The 16519-nt window shown below is 62.4% G+C and carries 29 protein-coding genes; all 29 read right to left on the bottom strand.

Annotated elements, in window-relative coordinates:
• Nucleotides 1-26 precede the first annotated feature (26 nt).
• Nucleotides 27-1520: a DegQ family serine endoprotease gene (locus CKW40_RS29225; RefSeq protein ID WP_095203289.1), complete on the bottom strand. Its 1494-nt coding sequence runs from the start codon at nucleotides 1518-1520 to the stop codon at nucleotides 27-29.
• 181 nt (nucleotides 1521-1701) lie between these two features.
• A complete protein-coding gene (gene rplQ, locus CKW40_RS29220; RefSeq protein WP_095203288.1) occupies nucleotides 1702-2133 on the bottom strand; it encodes a 50S ribosomal protein L17 in 432 nt (143 codons plus the stop codon).
• A 104-nt stretch (nucleotides 2134-2237) separates the two neighbouring features.
• A complete protein-coding gene (locus CKW40_RS29215; RefSeq protein WP_006205443.1) occupies nucleotides 2238-3248 on the bottom strand; it encodes a DNA-directed RNA polymerase subunit alpha in 1011 nt (336 codons plus the stop codon).
• 104 nt (nucleotides 3249-3352) lie between these two features.
• Nucleotides 3353-3742: a 30S ribosomal protein S11 gene (gene rpsK / locus CKW40_RS29210; RefSeq protein ID WP_006205444.1), complete on the bottom strand. Its 390-nt coding sequence runs from the start codon at nucleotides 3740-3742 to the stop codon at nucleotides 3353-3355.
• A 127-nt stretch (nucleotides 3743-3869) separates the two neighbouring features.
• Nucleotides 3870-4238: a 30S ribosomal protein S13 gene (gene rpsM / locus CKW40_RS29205; protein WP_006205445.1), complete on the bottom strand. Its 369-nt coding sequence runs from the start codon at nucleotides 4236-4238 to the stop codon at nucleotides 3870-3872.
• Between the two features lie 218 nt (nucleotides 4239-4456).
• Nucleotides 4457-5053 (bottom strand): adenylate kinase, encoded by a 597-nt coding sequence (locus CKW40_RS29200; protein ID WP_095203287.1) that lies wholly within the window; start codon nucleotides 5051-5053, stop codon nucleotides 4457-4459.
• Nucleotides 5050-6390: a preprotein translocase subunit SecY gene (gene secY / locus CKW40_RS29195; protein WP_095203286.1), complete on the bottom strand. Its 1341-nt coding sequence runs from the start codon at nucleotides 6388-6390 to the stop codon at nucleotides 5050-5052. The genes CKW40_RS29200 and secY overlap by 4 nt, the downstream gene beginning before the upstream one ends.
• A 194-nt stretch (nucleotides 6391-6584) precedes the next feature.
• The gene (rplO, locus tag CKW40_RS29190) at nucleotides 6585-7058 is read right to left on the bottom strand and encodes a 50S ribosomal protein L15 (RefSeq protein WP_010909286.1); all 474 of its coding nucleotides are present in this window, start codon (nucleotides 7056-7058) and stop codon (nucleotides 6585-6587) included.
• Nucleotides 7059-7080: 22 nt separating this feature from the next.
• Complete coding sequence (gene rpmD / locus CKW40_RS29185) at nucleotides 7081-7278, bottom strand: 50S ribosomal protein L30 (RefSeq protein ID WP_006205449.1); 198 nt, start codon at nucleotides 7276-7278, stop codon at nucleotides 7081-7083.
• Nucleotides 7279-7302: 24 nt separating this feature from the next.
• Nucleotides 7303-7866, bottom strand: a complete 564-nt coding sequence (gene rpsE / locus CKW40_RS29180) for a 30S ribosomal protein S5 (RefSeq protein WP_032933400.1) — start codon at nucleotides 7864-7866, stop codon at nucleotides 7303-7305.
• 81 nt (nucleotides 7867-7947) lie between these two features.
• The gene (gene rplR, locus CKW40_RS29175) at nucleotides 7948-8307 is read right to left on the bottom strand and encodes a 50S ribosomal protein L18 (protein ID WP_095203285.1); all 360 of its coding nucleotides are present in this window, start codon (nucleotides 8305-8307) and stop codon (nucleotides 7948-7950) included.
• 136 nt (nucleotides 8308-8443) lie between these two features.
• Nucleotides 8444-8977: a 50S ribosomal protein L6 gene (gene rplF, locus CKW40_RS29170; RefSeq protein ID WP_095203284.1), complete on the bottom strand. Its 534-nt coding sequence runs from the start codon at nucleotides 8975-8977 to the stop codon at nucleotides 8444-8446.
• Nucleotides 8978-9065: 88 nt separating this feature from the next.
• A complete protein-coding gene (rpsH, locus tag CKW40_RS29165) occupies nucleotides 9066-9464 on the bottom strand; it encodes a 30S ribosomal protein S8 (RefSeq protein ID WP_006205453.1) in 399 nt (132 codons plus the stop codon).
• A 12-nt stretch (nucleotides 9465-9476) separates the two neighbouring features.
• The gene (gene rpsN, locus CKW40_RS29160) at nucleotides 9477-9782 is read right to left on the bottom strand and encodes a 30S ribosomal protein S14 (protein ID WP_013895695.1); all 306 of its coding nucleotides are present in this window, start codon (nucleotides 9780-9782) and stop codon (nucleotides 9477-9479) included.
• A gap of 27 nt (nucleotides 9783-9809) precedes the next feature.
• The gene (rplE, locus tag CKW40_RS29155; protein WP_095203283.1) at nucleotides 9810-10388 is read right to left on the bottom strand and encodes a 50S ribosomal protein L5; all 579 of its coding nucleotides are present in this window, start codon (nucleotides 10386-10388) and stop codon (nucleotides 9810-9812) included.
• Complete coding sequence (gene rplX, locus CKW40_RS29150; RefSeq protein WP_006205456.1) at nucleotides 10381-10695, bottom strand: 50S ribosomal protein L24; 315 nt, start codon at nucleotides 10693-10695, stop codon at nucleotides 10381-10383. Before rplX ends, rplE begins: the two co-directional genes overlap by 8 nt.
• 12 nt (nucleotides 10696-10707) lie before the next feature.
• Entirely contained in the window at nucleotides 10708-11076 is a 369-nt protein-coding gene (gene rplN / locus CKW40_RS29145; RefSeq protein WP_006205457.1) for a 50S ribosomal protein L14, read from the bottom strand.
• Nucleotides 11077-11148: 72 nt separating this feature from the next.
• Nucleotides 11149-11388, bottom strand: coding sequence for a 30S ribosomal protein S17 (gene rpsQ / locus CKW40_RS29140; protein WP_010909280.1), 240 nt, complete (start codon nucleotides 11386-11388; stop codon nucleotides 11149-11151).
• 11 nt (nucleotides 11389-11399) lie between these two features.
• A complete protein-coding gene (gene rpmC, locus CKW40_RS29135) occupies nucleotides 11400-11600 on the bottom strand; it encodes a 50S ribosomal protein L29 (protein ID WP_006205459.1) in 201 nt (66 codons plus the stop codon).
• A 13-nt stretch (nucleotides 11601-11613) separates the two neighbouring features.
• Nucleotides 11614-12027: a 50S ribosomal protein L16 gene (gene rplP, locus CKW40_RS29130; RefSeq protein ID WP_010909279.1), complete on the bottom strand. Its 414-nt coding sequence runs from the start codon at nucleotides 12025-12027 to the stop codon at nucleotides 11614-11616.
• A 27-nt stretch (nucleotides 12028-12054) separates the two neighbouring features.
• Nucleotides 12055-12780, bottom strand: coding sequence for a 30S ribosomal protein S3 (rpsC, locus tag CKW40_RS29125; protein ID WP_010909278.1), 726 nt, complete (start codon nucleotides 12778-12780; stop codon nucleotides 12055-12057).
• Nucleotides 12780-13169: a 50S ribosomal protein L22 gene (rplV, locus tag CKW40_RS29120; protein ID WP_010909277.1), complete on the bottom strand. Its 390-nt coding sequence runs from the start codon at nucleotides 13167-13169 to the stop codon at nucleotides 12780-12782. The genes rpsC and rplV overlap by 1 nt, the downstream gene beginning before the upstream one ends.
• Nucleotides 13170-13171: 2 nt before the next feature.
• Nucleotides 13172-13450, bottom strand: a complete 279-nt coding sequence (rpsS, locus tag CKW40_RS29115; protein WP_006205463.1) for a 30S ribosomal protein S19 — start codon at nucleotides 13448-13450, stop codon at nucleotides 13172-13174.
• A gap of 16 nt (nucleotides 13451-13466) precedes the next feature.
• Nucleotides 13467-14300 (bottom strand): 50S ribosomal protein L2, encoded by an 834-nt coding sequence (rplB, locus tag CKW40_RS29110; protein ID WP_010909276.1) that lies wholly within the window; start codon nucleotides 14298-14300, stop codon nucleotides 13467-13469.
• Between the two features lie 22 nt (nucleotides 14301-14322).
• Nucleotides 14323-14616, bottom strand: coding sequence for a 50S ribosomal protein L23 (locus CKW40_RS29105; protein ID WP_010909275.1), 294 nt, complete (start codon nucleotides 14614-14616; stop codon nucleotides 14323-14325).
• Complete coding sequence (rplD, locus tag CKW40_RS29100; RefSeq protein WP_008875667.1) at nucleotides 14613-15233, bottom strand: 50S ribosomal protein L4; 621 nt, start codon at nucleotides 15231-15233, stop codon at nucleotides 14613-14615. Before rplD ends, CKW40_RS29105 begins: the two co-directional genes overlap by 4 nt.
• Nucleotides 15233-15946, bottom strand: coding sequence for a 50S ribosomal protein L3 (gene rplC / locus CKW40_RS29095; protein ID WP_095203282.1), 714 nt, complete (start codon nucleotides 15944-15946; stop codon nucleotides 15233-15235). The genes rplD and rplC overlap by 1 nt, the downstream gene beginning before the upstream one ends.
• A 61-nt stretch (nucleotides 15947-16007) precedes the next feature.
• Nucleotides 16008-16316 carry a 30S ribosomal protein S10 gene (rpsJ, locus tag CKW40_RS29090; protein ID WP_010909272.1) on the bottom strand — a complete coding sequence of 103 codons (309 nt, stop codon included), beginning with the start codon at nucleotides 16314-16316 and terminating at the stop codon, nucleotides 16008-16010.
• Between the two features lie 69 nt (nucleotides 16317-16385).
• Nucleotides 16386-16519 (bottom strand): EF-Tu C-terminal domain-related protein (locus CKW40_RS29085; protein WP_477422135.1); only part of this gene is annotated, 134 nt, incomplete at its 5' end.

Genomic DNA, 16519 nt, shown 5'->3' with positions numbered 1-16519 from the left:
TGGAGCGCGATCCCTTCAGATCGAACTCAGTAACGCAACACCTGGCGCAGTATCTGCCCGCCGCGCTCGACGGTAAAGCGCCACCAGCGCGTGTCCTGCTGGGCTACCTGCGCCAGCGTTGCGGCGGTGTCGATGGTGGTGCCATTGACCTCGCGCACGATATCGCCCGGCTGGAAGCCGAAATCGGCGGCCGGCGAATCGCGGTTGATATCGATCACCGTCACGCCCTTGAGGTCGGTGCGCAGGCCAAGCTTCTGGGCAAGCCGCGGCGACAATTCCGCGACTTTGGCGCCCGAGAACGGGCTGCGGCCATGCAGCGTCACTTCCGAGGCTTTCGCCCCCTCCGGCGCGCGCTCCAGCGCGATGTCCATGGCCGCTTGCTTGCCTTTCGTCAGGATTGCGAAATTGGCCTTGGTGCCGATCGACAGCGTCGCCATGCGATAGTCCAGCGCCTCGATGCTCTCGACGGGCTTGCCGTTGATCTGCAGGACGACATCACCAGCCTTCAGCCCGGCCTTGCCCGCGGGTCCCGTTGCTTCAACCGAAGAAACCAGCGCCCCGGTCGGCTTCTCCATGCCGAGCGATTCGGCGATCTGCGGCGTCACCGCCTCGAACTCGGCGCCGATATAGGGCCGTTCGAAGAAGTCGAGGCCGGCCTTGGCGGCATCGGCGAAAGCCCGCACCATGTTGGCCGGGATGGCAAAGCCGATGCCGATCGAGCCGCCGCTGCGGCTGTAGATGGCGGTGTTGATGCCGACCAGCTGGCCGCCCATGTTGATCAGCGCGCCGCCGGAATTGCCGGGATTGATGGCGGCGTCGGTCTGGATGAAATAGCCCGAATCCGAGACGCCGATGTGGCTGCGGGCGAGTGCCGAAACGATGCCGCTGGTGGTGGTCTGGCCGACGCCGAATGGGTTGCCGATGGCCAGCACCAGGTCGCCGACCTCGAGCGCGTCGGAATCGCCGATGGCGATGACCGGGAACGGCTTGTCGGATTCGATCTTGAGCACGGCGAGATCGAGAGTCTCGTCCTTCAGCATCACCTTACTGGTGAATTCGCGGCCGTCGGCGGTTGCCACCTTGACCTCGTCGGCATCCTTGATGACGTGGAAATTGGTGACGATGACACCGCTCGGATCGACGAGCACGCCCGAGCCGAGCGAGGACTGCGCGCGCGGCTGGGCGCGGCCGAAAAACTCCTCGAAGAACGGATCGCCTTCAAAAGGCGATGTGACCTTGGCCGTCTGCGAGGCATAGACGTTGACCACGGCCGGCGCGGTCTGCTTGACCAGCGGCGCGAACGAAAGCTGCACCTCCTCGCGACCGAAGGGCACGCGCTTGTCTGGCCCCGAGGTGGAATTCTCGCCTTCAACGCCATGCAACAGATCGGTCAGCACGTCCGAAAGGCCCGGATCGGCTGGCTTTGCGGCGTCCTCGGCCAGCGCCTGGCGGACTGCCGGTGCGGCTGCGAACACCATGAAGGCGCAGAGCAGGACAAGGGACAGTCTTTTGGCGCGCATTCGCGAATCCTCCAAGGCAAGTTCGGGGGCATTGTCCCGACGATTGTGCAAAATGAAAGGCTAAGCCGCTGAAATCCGATTATTTTCGCGCCTGCCGATCGTTTTGGAGACGCTTTGGCGCACGCAGAACAAGAAAAAGGGGCCCGCAGGCCCCTTCGATTCATTCTGGGAAGACCGAGCCTTATGCGGCTGCGGCGTCCGCTTCGGTGCCTCCGGCTTCGAGGCGAGCGCGGTCGGCGGCGCCCTTGGCATCCGTGTCGCGATCGACGAACTCGATGACGGCCATCGCGGCGTTGTCGCCGTGACGGAAGCCTGCCTTCATGATGCGCAGATAGCCGCCATTGCGGGTGGCGTAGCGCGGGGCGATGGTGTCGAACAGACGCTTGACGACGCCTTCATTGCCGATCTGCGCGATCACCTGACGGCGGGCGTGCAGGTCGCCGCGCTTGCCGAGCGTCACCAGCTTCTCGACGATCGGACGCAGGTCCTTCGCCTTCGGCAGGGTGGTGACGATCTGCTCGTGCTCGAGCAGCGACACGGCGAGGTTGGCGAACATCGACTTGCGATGGCTAATGCTTCGGGCGAAGCGACGGCCTTTGAAACCGTGGCGCATGGCTCTTTTCCTTCTTCAGTTACTCAAGAGGCCGCGGCCTCTGATGGTTTTCTGCATGACCGTCGGATCGAGCGGCCCACGCCGCCGATCCTTGGAATTCATGCTCAATATTGATCTTCGTAACGCTTGGCGAGGTCTTCGATGTTTTCCGGCGGCCAGTCCGGCACTTCCATGCCGAGGTGCAGGCCCATCGCCGCGAGCACTTCCTTGATCTCGTTCAGCGACTTGCGGCCGAAGTTCGGGGTGCGCAGCATCTCGGCTTCGGTCTTCTGGATGAGATCGCCGATGTAGACGATGTTGTCGTTCTTCAGGCAGTTGGCCGAACGCACGGAAAGCTCGAGCTCGTCGACCTTCTTGAGCAGCGCCGGGTTGAAGGCGAGCTCGGTGACGGCTTCCGCCGCGACTTCCTTCTGCGGCTCGTCGAAGTTGACGAACAGGCCAAGCTGGTCCTGCAGGATGCGGGCGGCGAAAGCCACCGCGTCCTCGCCCGAGATCGAACCGTCGGTCTCGATGGTCATGGTCAGCTTGTCATAGTCGAGAACCTGGCCCTCGCGGGTGTTTTCGACCTTGTAGGAGACCTTCTTGACCGGCGAATAGAGGCTGTCGACCGGGATCAGGCCGATCGGCGCGTCCTCGGCGCGGTTGCGCTCGGCCGGCACGTAGCCCTTGCCGGTGTCGACGGTGAATTCCATGCGGATTTCAGCGCCTTCGTCCAGCGTGCAGATGACGTGGTCGGGGTTGAGGATCTCGACATCGCCAACCGTCTGGATGTCGCCGGCAAGAACCGCACCCGGGCCCTGCTTGCGAACGACCATGCGCTTAGGGCCATCGCCTTCCATGCGGATGGCGATTTCCTTGATGTTGAGGACGATGTCGGTCACGTCCTCGCGCACGCCGGCGATGGACGAGAATTCATGCAGAACGCCGTCGATCTGCACGGCGGTGACAGCCGCACCGCGCAGCGAAGACAGAAGCACGCGGCGCAGCGCGTTGCCCAGCGTGAGGCCAAAGCCGCGCTCTAGCGGCTCGGCGACTAGCGTGGTCAGCGTCTTCTTCTTCGACGAGAACTCGATCTTGTTCGGCTTGATCAGTTCCTGCCAATTTTTCTGGATCATGATGCTTTCCTTCCGTTGACCCGCCACCATCCAATCGTGGCGGGCGACCTGGAATACCGCGGAGGAACGCCCCTGTGGGCGTTCGCGCGGCGTTCGGTAATTTCTTAGACGCGGCGCTTCTTGCGCGGGCGGCAGCCATTGTGCGGGATCGGTGTCACATCACGGATCGAGGTGATGGTGAAGCCGGCCGCCTGCAGCGCGCGCAGCGCCGATTCACGACCCGAGCCAGGTCCGCAGACCTCGACCTCGAGCATGCGCATGCCGTGTTCCTGGGCCTTCTTGGCAACGTCCTCGGCAGCCATCTGGGCGGCGAACGGGGTCGACTTGCGCGAACCCTTGAAGCCCTGGGCACCGGCCGACGACCAGGCAATCGAATTGCCCTGCGCGTCGGTGATGGTGATCATCGTGTTGTTGAAAGTCGAATTGACGTGGGCAACGCCCGACGAGATATTCTTGCGTTCGCGACGGCGAACACGAGCGGCTTCCTTGGCCATGATAGTCCTTTCAGTTGATCTCTACACCGCCGTAATGCCAGCGGCTCCACCTTTGAGAGCGAGTAGTGAGTAGGGAATAGCGAATAGGGGACCCCTACTCGCTAATGGCTACTCGCTATTCGCTCGCTTACTTCTTCTTGCCGGCGATCGACTTGGCCGGGCCCTTGCGGGTGCGTGCATTGGTGTGCGTGCGCTGGCCGCGAACCGGCAGCGAGCGGCGATGACGCAGGCCGCGGTAGCAGCCGAGGTCCATGAGACGCTTGATGTTCATCGACACTTCGCGGCGCAGGTCGCCTTCGACCTGGTAGTCGCGGTCGATGGTCTCGCGGATCTGCAGCACTTCCGCGTCGGTCAGCTGGTTGACGCGGCGCTCGGCCGGGATGCCGACCTTGTCGACGATCTCCTGGGCGAACTTCTTGCCAATGCCGTGAATGTACTGAAGCGCGATGACGACGCGCTTGTTGGTCGGAATGTTGACGCCGGCTATACGAGCCATGTTCTTTCCTTCTCCATGTGGGCCGACCAACCTTTCAAACAAGGCAGGCCTGGCGCTGTCAAAGTTGCCCCGCGTCCGGTGGAGGCCGGCCCTTGCGGGAGTTTCCAGTTCAAAGCGACTGCCTTGCCCTTGCGGACAAGCAAAGTTCGCACCTGATAGGAAGACGGGCCGCCATACCGCAGCGGGCCGCTCCCGTCAAGCCTAATCTTTAGATTCCGTTACCGCGCCTTGGCGGCCGCCTCCAGCACGGCTTCGATCTCGGCAGTCACCGCGTCGATGCTGGCCATGCCGTCGACCGTCTTGAGCCTGCCCTTGGCGTAGTAGTAGCCGGTCAGCGGAGCGGTCTTCTTGTAGTACTCACGCAGGCGCTCTTCGAACACCGCCGGATTGTCGTCCTTGCGCACCGGCTGCCCGGCCGCCTTGGCATCCTCGGCGCGCTTGACGATGCGGCCGACCAGGGCCCTGTCGTCGACGACCAGTTCGATGACCGTGTCGAGGCCGATGCCACGCTGCGAAAGCATCGATTCAACCGCATCGGCCTGCACCAGCGTGCGTGGGTAGCCATCAAGGATGAACCCCTTGGCGCAGTCGGCCTGATCGATGCGTTCGGCGACGATGGCGTTGACGATGGCGTCGGACACCAGCTCACCAGCATCCATCACCGCCTTGGCACGCTTGCCGACTTCGGACCCGGCCTGAACGGCTGCACGCAGCATGTCGCCCGTTGAAAGCTGGGGTATGCCGTATTTGTCTACCAGTCTTTGTGCTTGTGTCCCCTTGCCCGCCCCTGGCGGCCCAAGCAATATCAACCTCATCTGGCTTTCTTCCCCCCGCGCAGCTTCGACTTCTTGATCAGGCCTTCATACTGGTGCGCGATCAGGTGGCCCTGAATCTGCGCAACCGTATCGAGCGTGACACTGACCACGATCAGAAGCGATGTGCCACCAAGGTAGAATGGTACGCCAGTCGCCGAGATCAGGAACTCCGGCAGCAGGCACACCAGCACCAGATAGATGGCGCCGATGACGGTGATGCGGGTGAGAACGTAATCGATGTAATCGGCGGTGCGCTCGCCCGGACGATAGCCCGGAATGAAGCCCGAATGCTTCTTGAGCTGGTCGGCGGTGTCCTTCGGGTTGAAGACAATCGCTGTGTAGAAGAAGGCGAAGAACACGATCATCGCCGCATAAAACAGCATGTAGAGCGGCTGGCCGTGGCCAAGCGAGGCCAGGATGGTGCTCGCCCAGGCCGGCATGTTGGTCGTCTGCGAGAAGCCGGCGACGGTGGCCGGCAGCAGGAGCAGCGACGACGCGAAGATCGGCGGGATGACGCCCGACGTGTTGAGCTTCAGCGGCAGATGCGAAGTGTCGCCCTGGAACATGCGGTTGCCGACCTGGCGCTTCGGATACTGGATCAGCAGGCGGCGCTGGGCGCGCTCGAAGAACACGATGAGCGCGATGACGACGATGGCGAGCACGATGATCGCCAGGATCAGGCCGGTCGACAGGGCGCCGGTGCGGCCGAGTTCCAGCGTGCCGGAAATGGCATGCGGCAGGCCGGCGACGATGCCGGAGAAGATGATCAGCGAAATGCCGTTGCCGATGCCGCGCGCGGTGATCTGCTCGCCAAGCCACATCAGGAACATGGTGCCACCGACCAGCGTGACGACGGTGGAGATGCGGAAGAACATGCCGGGATCGCTGACGATGCCGTTGCCGTTTTCTAGCCCGACCGAAATGCCGTAGGCCTGCACCAGTGCCAGCAGCACGGTGCCGTAGCGCGTGTACTGGTTGATGACCTTGCGGCCCTGTTCGCCTTCCTTCTTCAGCGCTTCCAGCGACGGGATGACCGAAGTCATCAGCTGCATGATGATGGAGGCGGAGATGTAAGGCATGATGCCAAGCGCAAAGATCGCCATGCGCTGCACGGCGCCGCCGGCAAACATGTTGAACATGCCGAGCACGCCCTTGCTCTGCGAGGAGAAGGCCTGGGCGAAGGCGTCGGGGTTGATTCCGGGAAGCGGGATGTAGGTGCCGAGGCGGTAGACGAGCAGCGCGCCAATGGTGAACCAGATGCGTTTCTTCAGGTCCTCCGCCTTGGCGAAGGCCGAGAAATTCAGATTCGAGGCTAGTTGTTCAGCAGCCGAAGCCATGCCTGATTCTCCGCTTGGTAACGCTTGATGGCCCGTGAGGTCAGGCGGTGCGTTTCACCGAAGCTCACGAGATAAGCTCCGGGCTCTAAACATGCAAGCGGCCGCGTTGACGCGGCCGCTTAATTGAGCAGATCAAAGCGCAATCGTGAGCAAAAACGGGATCCCACTCTTGCCGATCGCGCTTCAAATTGCCGTTACTCGGCAGCTGCCTTTTCCGGCAACTTGACCGAGCCACCGGCCTTTTCGATCTTCTCGATCGCGGCCTTGGAAGCGCCGGCCACGTCGAAGGCAAGCTTAGCCTTGAGTTCGCCATCGGACAGCACGCGCACGCCATCCTTGACGCGGCGGATGACGCCGGCGGCGACAAGCGCCTCGGCCGTCACGGTTGCCTTGGCGTCGAGCTTCTTGGCATCGACGGCTTCCTGGATGCGGGCCAGCGACACGACAACGAAGCTCTTGGCGAAGATGTTGTTGAAGCCACGCTTCGGCAGACGCCGGTAGAGCGGCATCTGGCCACCCTCGAAGCCGTTGATGGCAACGCCGGAGCGCGCCTTCTGGCCCTTGACGCCGCGACCGGCGGTCTTGCCCGAGCCGGAACCGATGCCACGGCCGAGACGCTTCTTGGAATGCGTCGCGCCGTCCTTGTCACGCAGATCGTTGAGTTTCATCTGGGTTCTCCTGCGCTTTGGCTCAGCCCTCGTCCACGACGCGGACGAGATGCTGAACGGCGGCGATCATGCCACGCACGGAAGGCGTATCTTCCAGGGTGCGCTGCTTGTGCATCTTGTTGAGGCCGAGGCCGACCAGCGTCGCGCGCTGTTCCTTCGGACGGCGGATCGGCGAACCGATCTGCTCAACGGTGATGGTCTTGGTTGCTTTCTTGGCCATGGTCAAAATCCCTGGTCAGATCGACTATTCTTCAGCCGCAACGGCGGTGCCGCGGCGGGCCTGAAGGGTCGAATACTTGATGCCGCGAGCGGCAGCCACATCCTTGGGATGCATCTGGCTCTTCAGCGCGTCGAAGGTGGCGCGAACCATGTTGTACGGGTTCGACGAACCCATCGACTTGGCAACCACGTCATGCATGCCGAGCGTCTCGAAGACAGCGCGCATCGGGCCGCCGGCGATGATGCCGGTACCCTGCTTGGCAGCGCGCAGCAGAACGCGTCCGGCGCCCCAACGTCCCTCGACGTCGTGATGCAGCGTACGGCCCGAGCGCAGCGGCACGAAGATCATGTCGCGCTTTGCCGATTCGGTTGCCTTGCGGATGGCTTCCGGCACTTCGCGTGCCTTGCCATGACCGAAGCCGACGCGGCCCTTCTGGTCGCCGACGACGACGAGTGCGGCGAAACCGAAGCGGCGGCCACCCTTGACGACCTTGGCGACGCGGTTGATGTGGACCAGCTTGTCCACCATGCCGTCATCGCGCTCTTCACGCTCGCGGCCGCGGCCGCCTTCCCTACGTTCCTGTGCCATATCCTGTTCCTTGTTTTTTTCCGGAAGCACGGTTGATGATGAGATCCGGCGCCTCTGTGGGTCACCGGGGGCGAAAGTTTTTTAGAAACTAAGACCGCCTTCGCGGGCGGCTTCTGCCAGCGCCTTGACGCGGCCGTGATAGATGTAGGCGCCGCGATCGAAGACGACTTCCTTGACGCCGGCCTTGGTGGCGCGCTCGGCGATCAGCTTGCCGATCGCAGCAGCGGCCGCGGTGTCGGCGCCGGTCTTGAGCGAACCCTTGAGGTCCTTCTCGAGCGTCGAGGCTGCAACGATGGTGTGACCCTTGGCGTCGTCGATGACCTGGACGTAGATGTTCTTCGACGTGCGGTGGACCGACAGACGCGGACGGTCGCCGGCGACCTTCTTGATCTGGCGGCGGACGCGCTGCGCACGGCGCTGGATGGATTCTTTGCTAGCCATGATAGTTCCTTGCCTTCAAAAAACGGGGGCCGCCATATGCGGTAGGCGAAAGCGCCTCCCGCGACCGCTCCCCGCGGCGTTACATCCTTTGGTTTGGCCCTTTCCGAAAAGTCTGAAACTTTCGGGGCCAAGCCCACTACTTCTTCTTGCCTTCCTTGCGGACGATCTTCTCGCCAGCGTAGCGGACGCCCTTGCCCTTGTAAGGCTCGGGGCCGCGGTACTCGCGGATCTCGGCAGCCACCTGGCCAACCTGCTGCTTGTCGATGCCGGCAACGGTGATCTCGGTCGGCTTCGGCACGGTGATGGTGATGCCGGCCGGCGTCTCGTAAACGACGTCATGGCTGAAGCCAAGTGCCAACTGCAGGTTCTTGCCCTGAAGTGCGGCGCGATAGCCGACGCCGGTGATCTCGAGCTTCTTCTCGAAACCGTCCTTGACGCCCTGCAGGATGTTGACGATCTGCGTGCGCGACATGCCCCACTTCGAGCGAGCGGTCTTGGTCTGGTCGCGCGGCTCGACAGCGATCTCGCTGCCTTCCATCTTGACCAGGACTTCGTCGTTCACCACGAACTTCAGCTCGCCCTTGGGGCCCTTCGCCGTCACGGTCTGGCCGTTGACGGTCGCGGTCACGCCCTGCGGCAGCGAAACGGGTTTCTTTCCAATACGAGACATTTTGTTGTCCTCGTCACTTCTCTTGTTTCAGGTCTCTGTCTTCGGAACGATCCGAAGACCGGATTCCAATTTGCGGTCAGCTGCCAGATCAGAAGATCTGGCAGAGGATCTCGCCGCCGACGTTCTGTTCGCGGGCTTCGTGATCGGCCATCACGCCCTTCGGCGTCGAAAGGATGGCGATGCCGAGGCCGTTGGCGACGTGCGGGATCGACTTGGCCGAAACGTAAACGCGGCGGCCCGGCTTCGAGACGCGGGCGATTTCGCGCACGACCGGCGCACCGTCGAAATACTTCAGCTCGATTTCGATTTCGGACTTGCCGTTGTCGAAGTCGGTCTGGCTGTAGTCGCGGATATAGCCTTCAGCCTTCAGCACGTCGAGGACGCGGGTGCGCAGACGCGAGGCCGGCGTCGAGACACTCGACTTCTTGCGGCCGTAGGCGTTGCGGATGCGGGTCAGCATATCGCCGAGAGGATCGCTCAATGACATGTTATGTCCTCCTTACCAGCTCGACTTGACCAGGCCCGGGATCTGGCCGTTGTTGCCGAGATCACGAAGCGCGATGCGCGATACTTTGAGCTTGCGATAGTAGGCACGCGGACGGCCGGTGACTTCGCAGCGGTTGCGGATGCGGATCTTGGCCGAGTTGCGCGGCATGGCAGCAAGCTTGAGCTGAGCGCGGAAGCGCTCCTCCATCGGCTTTGACTGATCCATGATGATCGCCTTCAGGGCAGCGCGCTTGGGACCGTACTGGTCGGCAAGCTTGCGGCGCCTGTTGTTCTTCTCGACTGAGCTGGTCTTTGCCATTTCAGATTTTTCCTTTTCTCGCTGCCGTTACTGGCGGAAGGGGAAGTTGAAAGCCTTGAGCAATGCCCGGGCTTCGTCGTCCGTCTTCGCAGTCGTACAAACGATGACGTCCATGCCCCAGATCTGATCAACCTTGTCGTAGTTGATCTCCGGGAACACGATGTGCTCCTTGATGCCCATGGCGTAATTGCCACGGCCATCGAAGCTCTTGGGGTTCAGTCCGCGGAAGTCGCGGACGCGCGGCAGCGCGATGTTCACGAGGCGGTCGAGGAACTCGTACATACGTTCCTTGCGCAGCGTGACCTTGGCGCCGATCGGCATGTTCTCGCGGACCTTGAAGCCAGCGATCGAATTGCGGGCGCGGGTGACGACGGCCTTCTGGCCGGCGATCATCGCCAGGTCCTCGGCGGCAACCGAGGGCTTCTTGGAATCGGCGGTCGCTTCGCCAACACCCATGTTCAGCACGATCTTGTCGAGGCGCGGAACCTGCATGTCGTTTGCGTAGCCGAACTGCTCCTGCAGCGCCTTGCGGATGGTCTCGTTGTAGACCTGCTTCAGACGCGGCGTGTTGGTGGCAGTCGCCTGCTTGCTTTGAGCCTTAGCCATTGATGACTTCTCCCGAGCGCTTGGCGACGCGCACCTTCTTGCCGTCCTTCTGGAAGATGAAACCGACGCGGGTCGGCTTGCCATCCTTGGGGTCGGCCAGCGCGATGTTCGACAGCTGGATCGGCGCTTCCTTGGTGATGATCCCGCCCTCTTGGGACTGGGACTGCTTCTGGTGACGACGGATCATGTTGACGCCGCGCACCAGCGCGGTGTCATCCTTCGGCTGAACCGAGAGGACTTCGCCCGAACGGCCCTTGTCCTTGCCGGCCAGCACGACGACCTTGTCGCCTTTTCTAATCTTTTGCATTGGTCCGGCTCCTTACAGCACTTCAGGCGCGAGCGAGATGATCTTCATGTGGTTCTTGGCGCGGAGTTCGCGCGGAACCGGTCCGAAGATACGCGTGCCGATCGGCTCTTTCTTGTTGTCGACGAGAACGGCCGCGTTCTTGTCGAAACGGATCACGCTGCCGTCCGGGCGGCGGATGTCCTTGGCCGTGCGAACCACGACCGCCTTCATCACATCGCCCTTCTTAACGCGGCCGCGCGGAATGGCTTCCTTGATGGACACCACGATGATGTCGCCCACGGAAGCGTATTTCCGCTTCGAGCCGCCCAGCACCTTGATGCACATGACACGACGCGCGCCGGAATTATCCGCCACGTCGAGGTTTGTTTGCATCTGAATCATGACTGGCCGCCTTCTTCTTTTCTAGCGGGACGGGTTTTTCACCCCTCCCCGGTCTGTCCAAAATTCGTTGTTTTACGCCTGGTCCGAAGACACGACGATCCAGCGCTTGTCCTTGGAAATCGGCTTCGATTCCTGGATGAACACCTGATCGCCAACCTTGTGGGCGTTGTTCTCGTCGTGCGCCTTGTACTTCTTGGTCATGCGCACGGTCTTCTTCATCACGGGATGCGTGAAGCGCCGTTCGACCTTGACGACAACCGTCTTCTCGTTCTTGTCGCTGACGACGGTGCCCTGCAGAATGCGCTTTGGCATGGTTTTCGTCCTTAAGCCTTCTTGGCCGCGGACTTTTCCGCAGCGATGGTCTTGATACGCGCAATGTCCTTACGGACCTGCCTCACGCGCGCGGTCTTCTCGAGCTGGCCGGTGGCCTTCTGGAAGCGCAGGTTGAACTGCTCCTTCTTCAGGCTGGCCAAATCGTCGGTCAGCTGGTCCTGGGTCTTGGTCCGGATGTCTTCGGCTTTCATGATCAGCCCGTCCTTATTCTGCGATGCGCTGTACGAAGCGCGTCCTGACCGAGAGCTTGGCCGCGCCGAGACGCAGCGCCTCACGGGCGGTTTCTTCACTGACGCCGTCGATCTCGAACATGATGCGGCCCGGCTTGACGCGCGCCGCCCAGTAGTCGACGGCACCCTTGCCCTTGCCCATGCGGACTTCGGTCGGCTTCGACGTGACCGGCAGATCCGGGAAAATACGGATCCAGACGCGGCCAGCGCGCTTCATTTCGCGAGTGATCGCGCGGCGGGCCGCCTCGATCTCACGCGCTGTGACGCGGTTCGGCTCAAGCGCCTTCAGCCCGAAACCACCGAAATCCAGGTTGGTGCCGCCCTTTGCGGTACCATGGATACGGCCCTTGAACTGCTTGCGGAACTTTGTGCGCTTTGGCTGCAGCATCGTTCTAACTCCAAATTCCTAAATGTCTCAGGCGTTTTCGCGACGACGACCGCGTTCGCGATCACCACCACCGCCATGCGCAGCATCACCCTCGGTCGCGCGACGTTCCGAAGCCATCGGATCGTGCTCGAGGATCTCGCCCTTGAATACCCAGACCTTGACGCCGCAGATGCCGTACGCCGTATTCGCCTCGGCCGTGCCGTAGTCGACATCGGCGCGCAGCGTGTGCAGCGGCACGCGACCTTCGCGGTACCACTCCATGCGGGCGATTTCGGCGCCGCCGAGACGGCCCGAGCAGTTGATGCGGATGCCTTCGGCACCGAGGCGCATCGCCGACTGCACGGCGCGCTTCATGGCGCGGCGGAACGCGATACGGCGCTCGAGCTGCTGGGCGATCGACTGGGCGACCAGGGTCGCGTCGATTTCCGGCTTGCGCACTTCAACGATGTTGAGGTGCGTCTCGGACTTCGTCATCTCCATCAGCTTCTTGCGAAGCTTCTCGATGTCGGCGCCCTTCTTGCCGATGATCAGACCCGGGCGCGCGGCATGGATGGTGACGCGGCACTTCTTGTGCGGGCGCTCGATCACGACCTTGGAGATCGCGGCCTGCTTGAGTTCCTTCTCAAGATACTTGCGGATCTTGATGTCCTCATGCAGCAGCTTGCCGTACTCGCCGGTGTTCGCGAACCAGCGCGAATCCCAGGTGCGGTTGATGCCGAGGCGAAGACCGATCGGATTGACTTTCTGGCCCATTATGCGGCCTCCCCTTTTTCTTCGACTTCACGAACGACGATCGTGAGGTGCGAGAACGGCTTCTCGATACGGCTGGCGCGACCACGGCCACGAGCGTGGAACCGCTTCATGACAATCGACTTGCCGACATAGGCTTCCGCCACCACCAGCGCATCGACATCGAGGTCGTGGTTGTTTTCCGCGTTGGCGATCGCCGATTCCAGCGTCTTCTTGACCGTGCCGGAAATCCGCTTGGCCGAGAATTCGAGATCGGAAAGCGCTGTCGCGACCTTCTTGCCGCGGATCAGCGCGGCAACGAGGTTCAGCTTCTGCGGGCTGATACGGATCGTGCGCAATACGGCGCGCGCTTCGTTATCAGCAAGCCTGCGCGGAGCTTTGGCCTTGCCCATGATTATTTCCTCTTCGCCTTCTTATCCGCGCCGTGACCGTAATAGGTCCGGGTCGGAGCGAATTCACCGAACTTATGACCGACCATGTCCTCGTTCACCGAGACGGGAACATGCTTCTGGCCGTTGTAGACACCGAAGGTGAAGCCGACGAACTGCGGCAGGATGGTGGAGCGACGGCTCCACATCTTGATCACCTCATTGCGACCACCTTCACGAACCTTGTCCACCTTCTTGAGAAGGTAGCCGTCGATGAAGGGGCCTTTCCAAATAGAACGAGTCACTTGGCGTTACCTCTTCTTAGCTCTTGCGCTGATGGCGCGAGCGCAGGATGAACTTGTCGGTCGCCTTGTTGGACCGCGTCTTCTTGCCCTTGGTCGGCTTGCCCCACGGGCTGACCGGATGACGGCCACCGGAGGTGCGGCCTTCACCACCGCCGTGCGGATGGTCGACCGGGTTCATGGTCACGCCGCGATTGTGCGGGCGCTTGCCACGCCACACCGTGCGGCCGGCCTTGCCGTCGTTGATGTTGCCGTGGTCGGGGTTCGACACGGCACCGACGGTGGCCATGCAGGAGCCGTGAACGACCCGCTGCTCGCCCGAGTTGAGGCGCAGGATCGCCATGCCCTGGTCGCGACCGACGAGCTGGGCGTAGCCGCCAGCCGAACGGGCAACCTGACCACCCTTGCCCGGCTTCAGCTCGATGTTGTGGACGATCGTGCCGACCGGCATCGATGCCAGCGGCATCGCATTGCCCGGCTTCACGTCGACCGCTTCGCCAGCCACGATCTTGTCGCCGGCGGCAAGACGCTGCGGGGCGATGATGTAGGACAGCTCGCCATCGTCGTACTTGATCAGCGCGATGAAGGCGGTGCGGTTCGGATCGTATTCAATGCGCTCGACCGTGCCGACGACGTCGAACTTACGGCGCTTGAAGTCGATGATGCGGTACGAACGCTTGTGACCACCGCCGATGAAGCGGGCGGTGATGCGGCCGTAATTGTTGCGGCCGCCCGACTTGGTCAGGCCCTCGGTCAGGCCCTTGACGGGCTTGCCCTTGTAGAGGCCCGAGCGGTCGACGATGACCAGCTGGCGGGTGCTCGGCGTTACCGGGTTGAATTTTTTCAGTGCCATTGTTCTGTCCTCGCGGCCTTGCTCAGAGACCCGTCGCGACGTCGATCGACTGGCCGTCGGCCAGCGTCACAATCGCCTTCTTGACGTCGCTCTGGCGGCCGATCGTGCCGCGGAAGCGCTTGATCTTGCCCTTGCGGACAAGCGTGTTCACGGCCATCACCTTGACGCCGAACAGCGCTTCGACGGCGGCCTTGATTTCCGGCTTCGACGCCTTCTTGGCGACGTTGAAGACGACCTGGTTCTGCTCGGAAGCCATGGTCGACTTTTCGGTGATCGCCGGGCTGACGATCACGTCGTAGTGACGAAGGTCGGTCATTTAAAGCGCTCCTCGAGAGCCTCGACGGCGGCCTTCGAAAGGACCAGCGTGCCGCGGCGCAGAATGTCGTAGACGTTGATGCCCTGGATGGGCAGCACGTCGATGTTCGGAATGTTGGTCGCGGCCAGCTTGAAGTTCTTGTCAAGCTCGGCGCCACCGATCACCAGGGCGTTGCTCAGGCCCAGCGTCGCGAAATTCGCGATCAGCGCCTTGGTCTTGGCCTCGGTCAGCTTCAGCTCGTCGATGATGATGATCGACGCGCTCTTGGCCTTGGCCGAGAGAGCATGCTTCAAGCCCAGAGCGCGCACCTTCTTCGGCAGGTCGTGCTCGTGGCTGCGAACGACCGGGCCGTGAGCCTTGCCGCCGCCGCGGAACTGCGGAGCGCGTGCCGAATGGTGACGGGCGCGGCCCGTACCCTTCTGCTTGTACATCTTGGCGCCGGTGCGCGCGATTTCGGCGCGGCCCTTGGCCTTGTGCGTGCCCTGCTGCTTCTTGGCAAGCTGCCAGCGCACGACGCGCTGCAGGATGTCCTCGCGCGGATCAAGGCCGAAAATCTCCTCGGAGAGTTTCACCTTGCCGGCGTCCTTGCCGCCAAGCGTTGTGATCTTGAGATCCATTATTCCGCTCCCTCTGTGGCCGGAGCCTCGTTCTTAGCAACGGCGCGGATCGCGGCGGGCTTCGGCGCATTGGCCGGCAGTGCCACCTTGGCCGCATCGCGGACCAGGATCCAGGCGCCCTTCGATCCGGGAACCGCTCCGCGGATCAGGATCAGGCCGCGGTCGGCATCGGTCGAGACGATCTCGACATTCTGCGTCGTCACGCGGGTGTCGCCCATGTGGCCGGCCATCTTCTTGCCCTTGAACACCTTGCCGGGGTCCTGGCGCTGGCCGGTCGAACCGTGCGTACGGTGCGAGACCGAGTTACCGTGCGTCGCGCGGCCACCACCCATGTGGTGACGCTTGATGACGCCCTGGAAGCCCTTGCCGATCGTCGTGCCCGTCACATCGACCTTCTGGCCGGCGACGAAGTGCTCGACGGTGATCTCGGCGCCGACATCGATCATGTTGTCGGCGGAGACGCGGAACTCGGCGACCTTCGCCTTCGGCTCGACGGAAGCGGTCGCGAAATGGCCGCGCAACGCCTTCGACGTGTTCTTCACCTTGGCGAGGCCAACGCCGAGCTGAACAGCAGTGTAGCCATTCTTCTCCTGCGTGCGCTGCGCCACGACCTGGCAGTTCTCCATCTGGAGAACGGTGACGGGAACATGTTCCCCGGCATCGTTGTAGATGCGGGTCATTCCCACCTTCTTTGCAATCACACCTGAACGCATCGGTTCAATTCCTTTAGAGTTCCGGGCCAGGGGCACCGCCCCTTACCGCGCTCTCATTCCCTTAGAGCTTGATCTCGACGTCGACGCCGGCGGCCAGATCGAGCTTCATCAAAGCATCGACGGTCTGCGGGGTCGGATCGACGATGTCGAGCAGACGCTTGTGCGTGCGCATCTCGAACTGCTCGCGGCTCTTCTTGTCGACGTGGGGCGACCGGTTCACCGTGAACTTTTCGATCCGCGTCGGCAGCGGAATGGGGCCGCGGACGTTTGCGCCGGTGCGCTTGGCGGTCGACACGATTTCCTTCGTCGAGGCGTCGAGCACGCGGTGATCAAACGCCTTCAGGCGGATGCGGATATTCTGTCCGTTCATGCGTCACTTCCTTGTTCTGGCGCGGCGCGGGCAACTTCCGCGCCCGCGACAGATCGGTTTAAGTCCAAATTACTCTTTGATGGTGACGACGATGCCGGCACCGACGGTGCGGCCGCCTTCACGGATGGCGAAGCGCAGCTTCTCTTCCATGGCGATCGGCACGATCAGCTCGACATCGACCGTGATGTTGTCGCCAGGCATCA

Origin of the sequence: Mesorhizobium carmichaelinearum (genome assembly GCF_900199455.1) — a bacterium.
GTDB lineage: Bacteria > Pseudomonadota > Alphaproteobacteria > Rhizobiales > Rhizobiaceae > Mesorhizobium > Mesorhizobium carmichaelinearum.
The sequence above is the reverse complement of the archived record's forward strand: the minus strand, read 5'-3'. Positions and strand labels throughout refer to the sequence as shown.

Excerpts from the sequence above, each read along its gene's own strand:
- CKW40_RS29225 (WP_095203289.1), bottom strand. The coding sequence starts at position 1,520 with ATGCGCGCCAAAAGACTGTCCCTTGTCCTGCTCTGCGCCTTCATGGTG.
- rplQ (WP_095203288.1), bottom strand. The coding sequence starts at position 2,133 with ATGCGCCACGGTTTCAAAGGCCGTCGCTTCGCCCGAAGCATTAGCCAT.
- CKW40_RS29215 (WP_006205443.1), bottom strand. The coding sequence starts at position 3,248 with ATGATCCAGAAAAATTGGCAGGAACTGATCAAGCCGAACAAGATCGAG.
- rpsK (WP_006205444.1), bottom strand. The coding sequence starts at position 3,742 with ATGGCCAAGGAAGCCGCTCGTGTTCGCCGTCGCGAACGCAAGAATATC.
- rpsM (WP_006205445.1), bottom strand. The coding sequence starts at position 4,238 with ATGGCTCGTATAGCCGGCGTCAACATTCCGACCAACAAGCGCGTCGTC.
- CKW40_RS29200 (WP_095203287.1), bottom strand. The coding sequence starts at position 5,053 with ATGAGGTTGATATTGCTTGGGCCGCCAGGGGCGGGCAAGGGGACACAA.
- secY (WP_095203286.1), bottom strand. The coding sequence starts at position 6,390 with ATGGCTTCGGCTGCTGAACAACTAGCCTCGAATCTGAATTTCTCGGCC.
- rplO (WP_010909286.1), bottom strand. The coding sequence starts at position 7,058 with ATGAAACTCAACGATCTGCGTGACAAGGACGGCGCGACGCATTCCAAG.
- rpmD (WP_006205449.1), bottom strand. The coding sequence starts at position 7,278 with ATGGCCAAGAAAGCAACCAAGACCATCACCGTTGAGCAGATCGGTTCG.
- rpsE (WP_032933400.1), bottom strand. The coding sequence starts at position 7,866 with ATGGCACAGGAACGTAGGGAAGGCGGCCGCGGCCGCGAGCGTGAAGAG.
- rplR (WP_095203285.1), bottom strand. The coding sequence starts at position 8,307 with ATGGCTAGCAAAGAATCCATCCAGCGCCGTGCGCAGCGCGTCCGCCGC.
- rplF (WP_095203284.1), bottom strand. The coding sequence starts at position 8,977 with ATGTCTCGTATTGGAAAGAAACCCGTTTCGCTGCCGCAGGGCGTGACC.
- rpsH (WP_006205453.1), bottom strand. The coding sequence starts at position 9,464 with ATGTCATTGAGCGATCCTCTCGGCGATATGCTGACCCGCATCCGCAAC.
- rpsN (WP_013895695.1), bottom strand. The coding sequence starts at position 9,782 with ATGGCAAAGACCAGCTCAGTCGAGAAGAACAACAGGCGCCGCAAGCTT.
- rplE (WP_095203283.1), bottom strand. The coding sequence starts at position 10,388 with ATGGCTAAGGCTCAAAGCAAGCAGGCGACTGCCACCAACACGCCGCGT.
- rplX (WP_006205456.1), bottom strand. The coding sequence starts at position 10,695 with ATGCAAAAGATTAGAAAAGGCGACAAGGTCGTCGTGCTGGCCGGCAAG.
- rplN (WP_006205457.1), bottom strand. The coding sequence starts at position 11,076 with ATGATTCAGATGCAAACAAACCTCGACGTGGCGGATAATTCCGGCGCG.
- rpsQ (WP_010909280.1), bottom strand. The coding sequence starts at position 11,388 with ATGCCAAAGCGCATTCTGCAGGGCACCGTCGTCAGCGACAAGAACGAG.
- rpmC (WP_006205459.1), bottom strand. The coding sequence starts at position 11,600 with ATGAAAGCCGAAGACATCCGGACCAAGACCCAGGACCAGCTGACCGAC.
- rplP (WP_010909279.1), bottom strand. The coding sequence starts at position 12,027 with ATGCTGCAGCCAAAGCGCACAAAGTTCCGCAAGCAGTTCAAGGGCCGT.
- rpsC (WP_010909278.1), bottom strand. The coding sequence starts at position 12,780 with ATGGGCCAGAAAGTCAATCCGATCGGTCTTCGCCTCGGCATCAACCGC.
- rplV (WP_010909277.1), bottom strand. The coding sequence starts at position 13,169 with ATGGGCAAGGCCAAAGCTCCGCGCAGGCTTGCTGATAACGAAGCGCGC.
- rplB (WP_010909276.1), bottom strand. The coding sequence starts at position 14,300 with ATGGCACTGAAAAAATTCAACCCGGTAACGCCGAGCACCCGCCAGCTG.
- CKW40_RS29105 (WP_010909275.1), bottom strand. The coding sequence starts at position 14,616 with ATGACCGACCTTCGTCACTACGACGTGATCGTCAGCCCGGCGATCACC.
- rplD (WP_008875667.1), bottom strand. The coding sequence starts at position 15,233 with ATGGATCTCAAGATCACAACGCTTGGCGGCAAGGACGCCGGCAAGGTG.
- rplC (WP_095203282.1), bottom strand. The coding sequence starts at position 15,946 with ATGCGTTCAGGTGTGATTGCAAAGAAGGTGGGAATGACCCGCATCTAC.
- rpsJ (WP_010909272.1), bottom strand. The coding sequence starts at position 16,316 with ATGAACGGACAGAATATCCGCATCCGCCTGAAGGCGTTTGATCACCGC.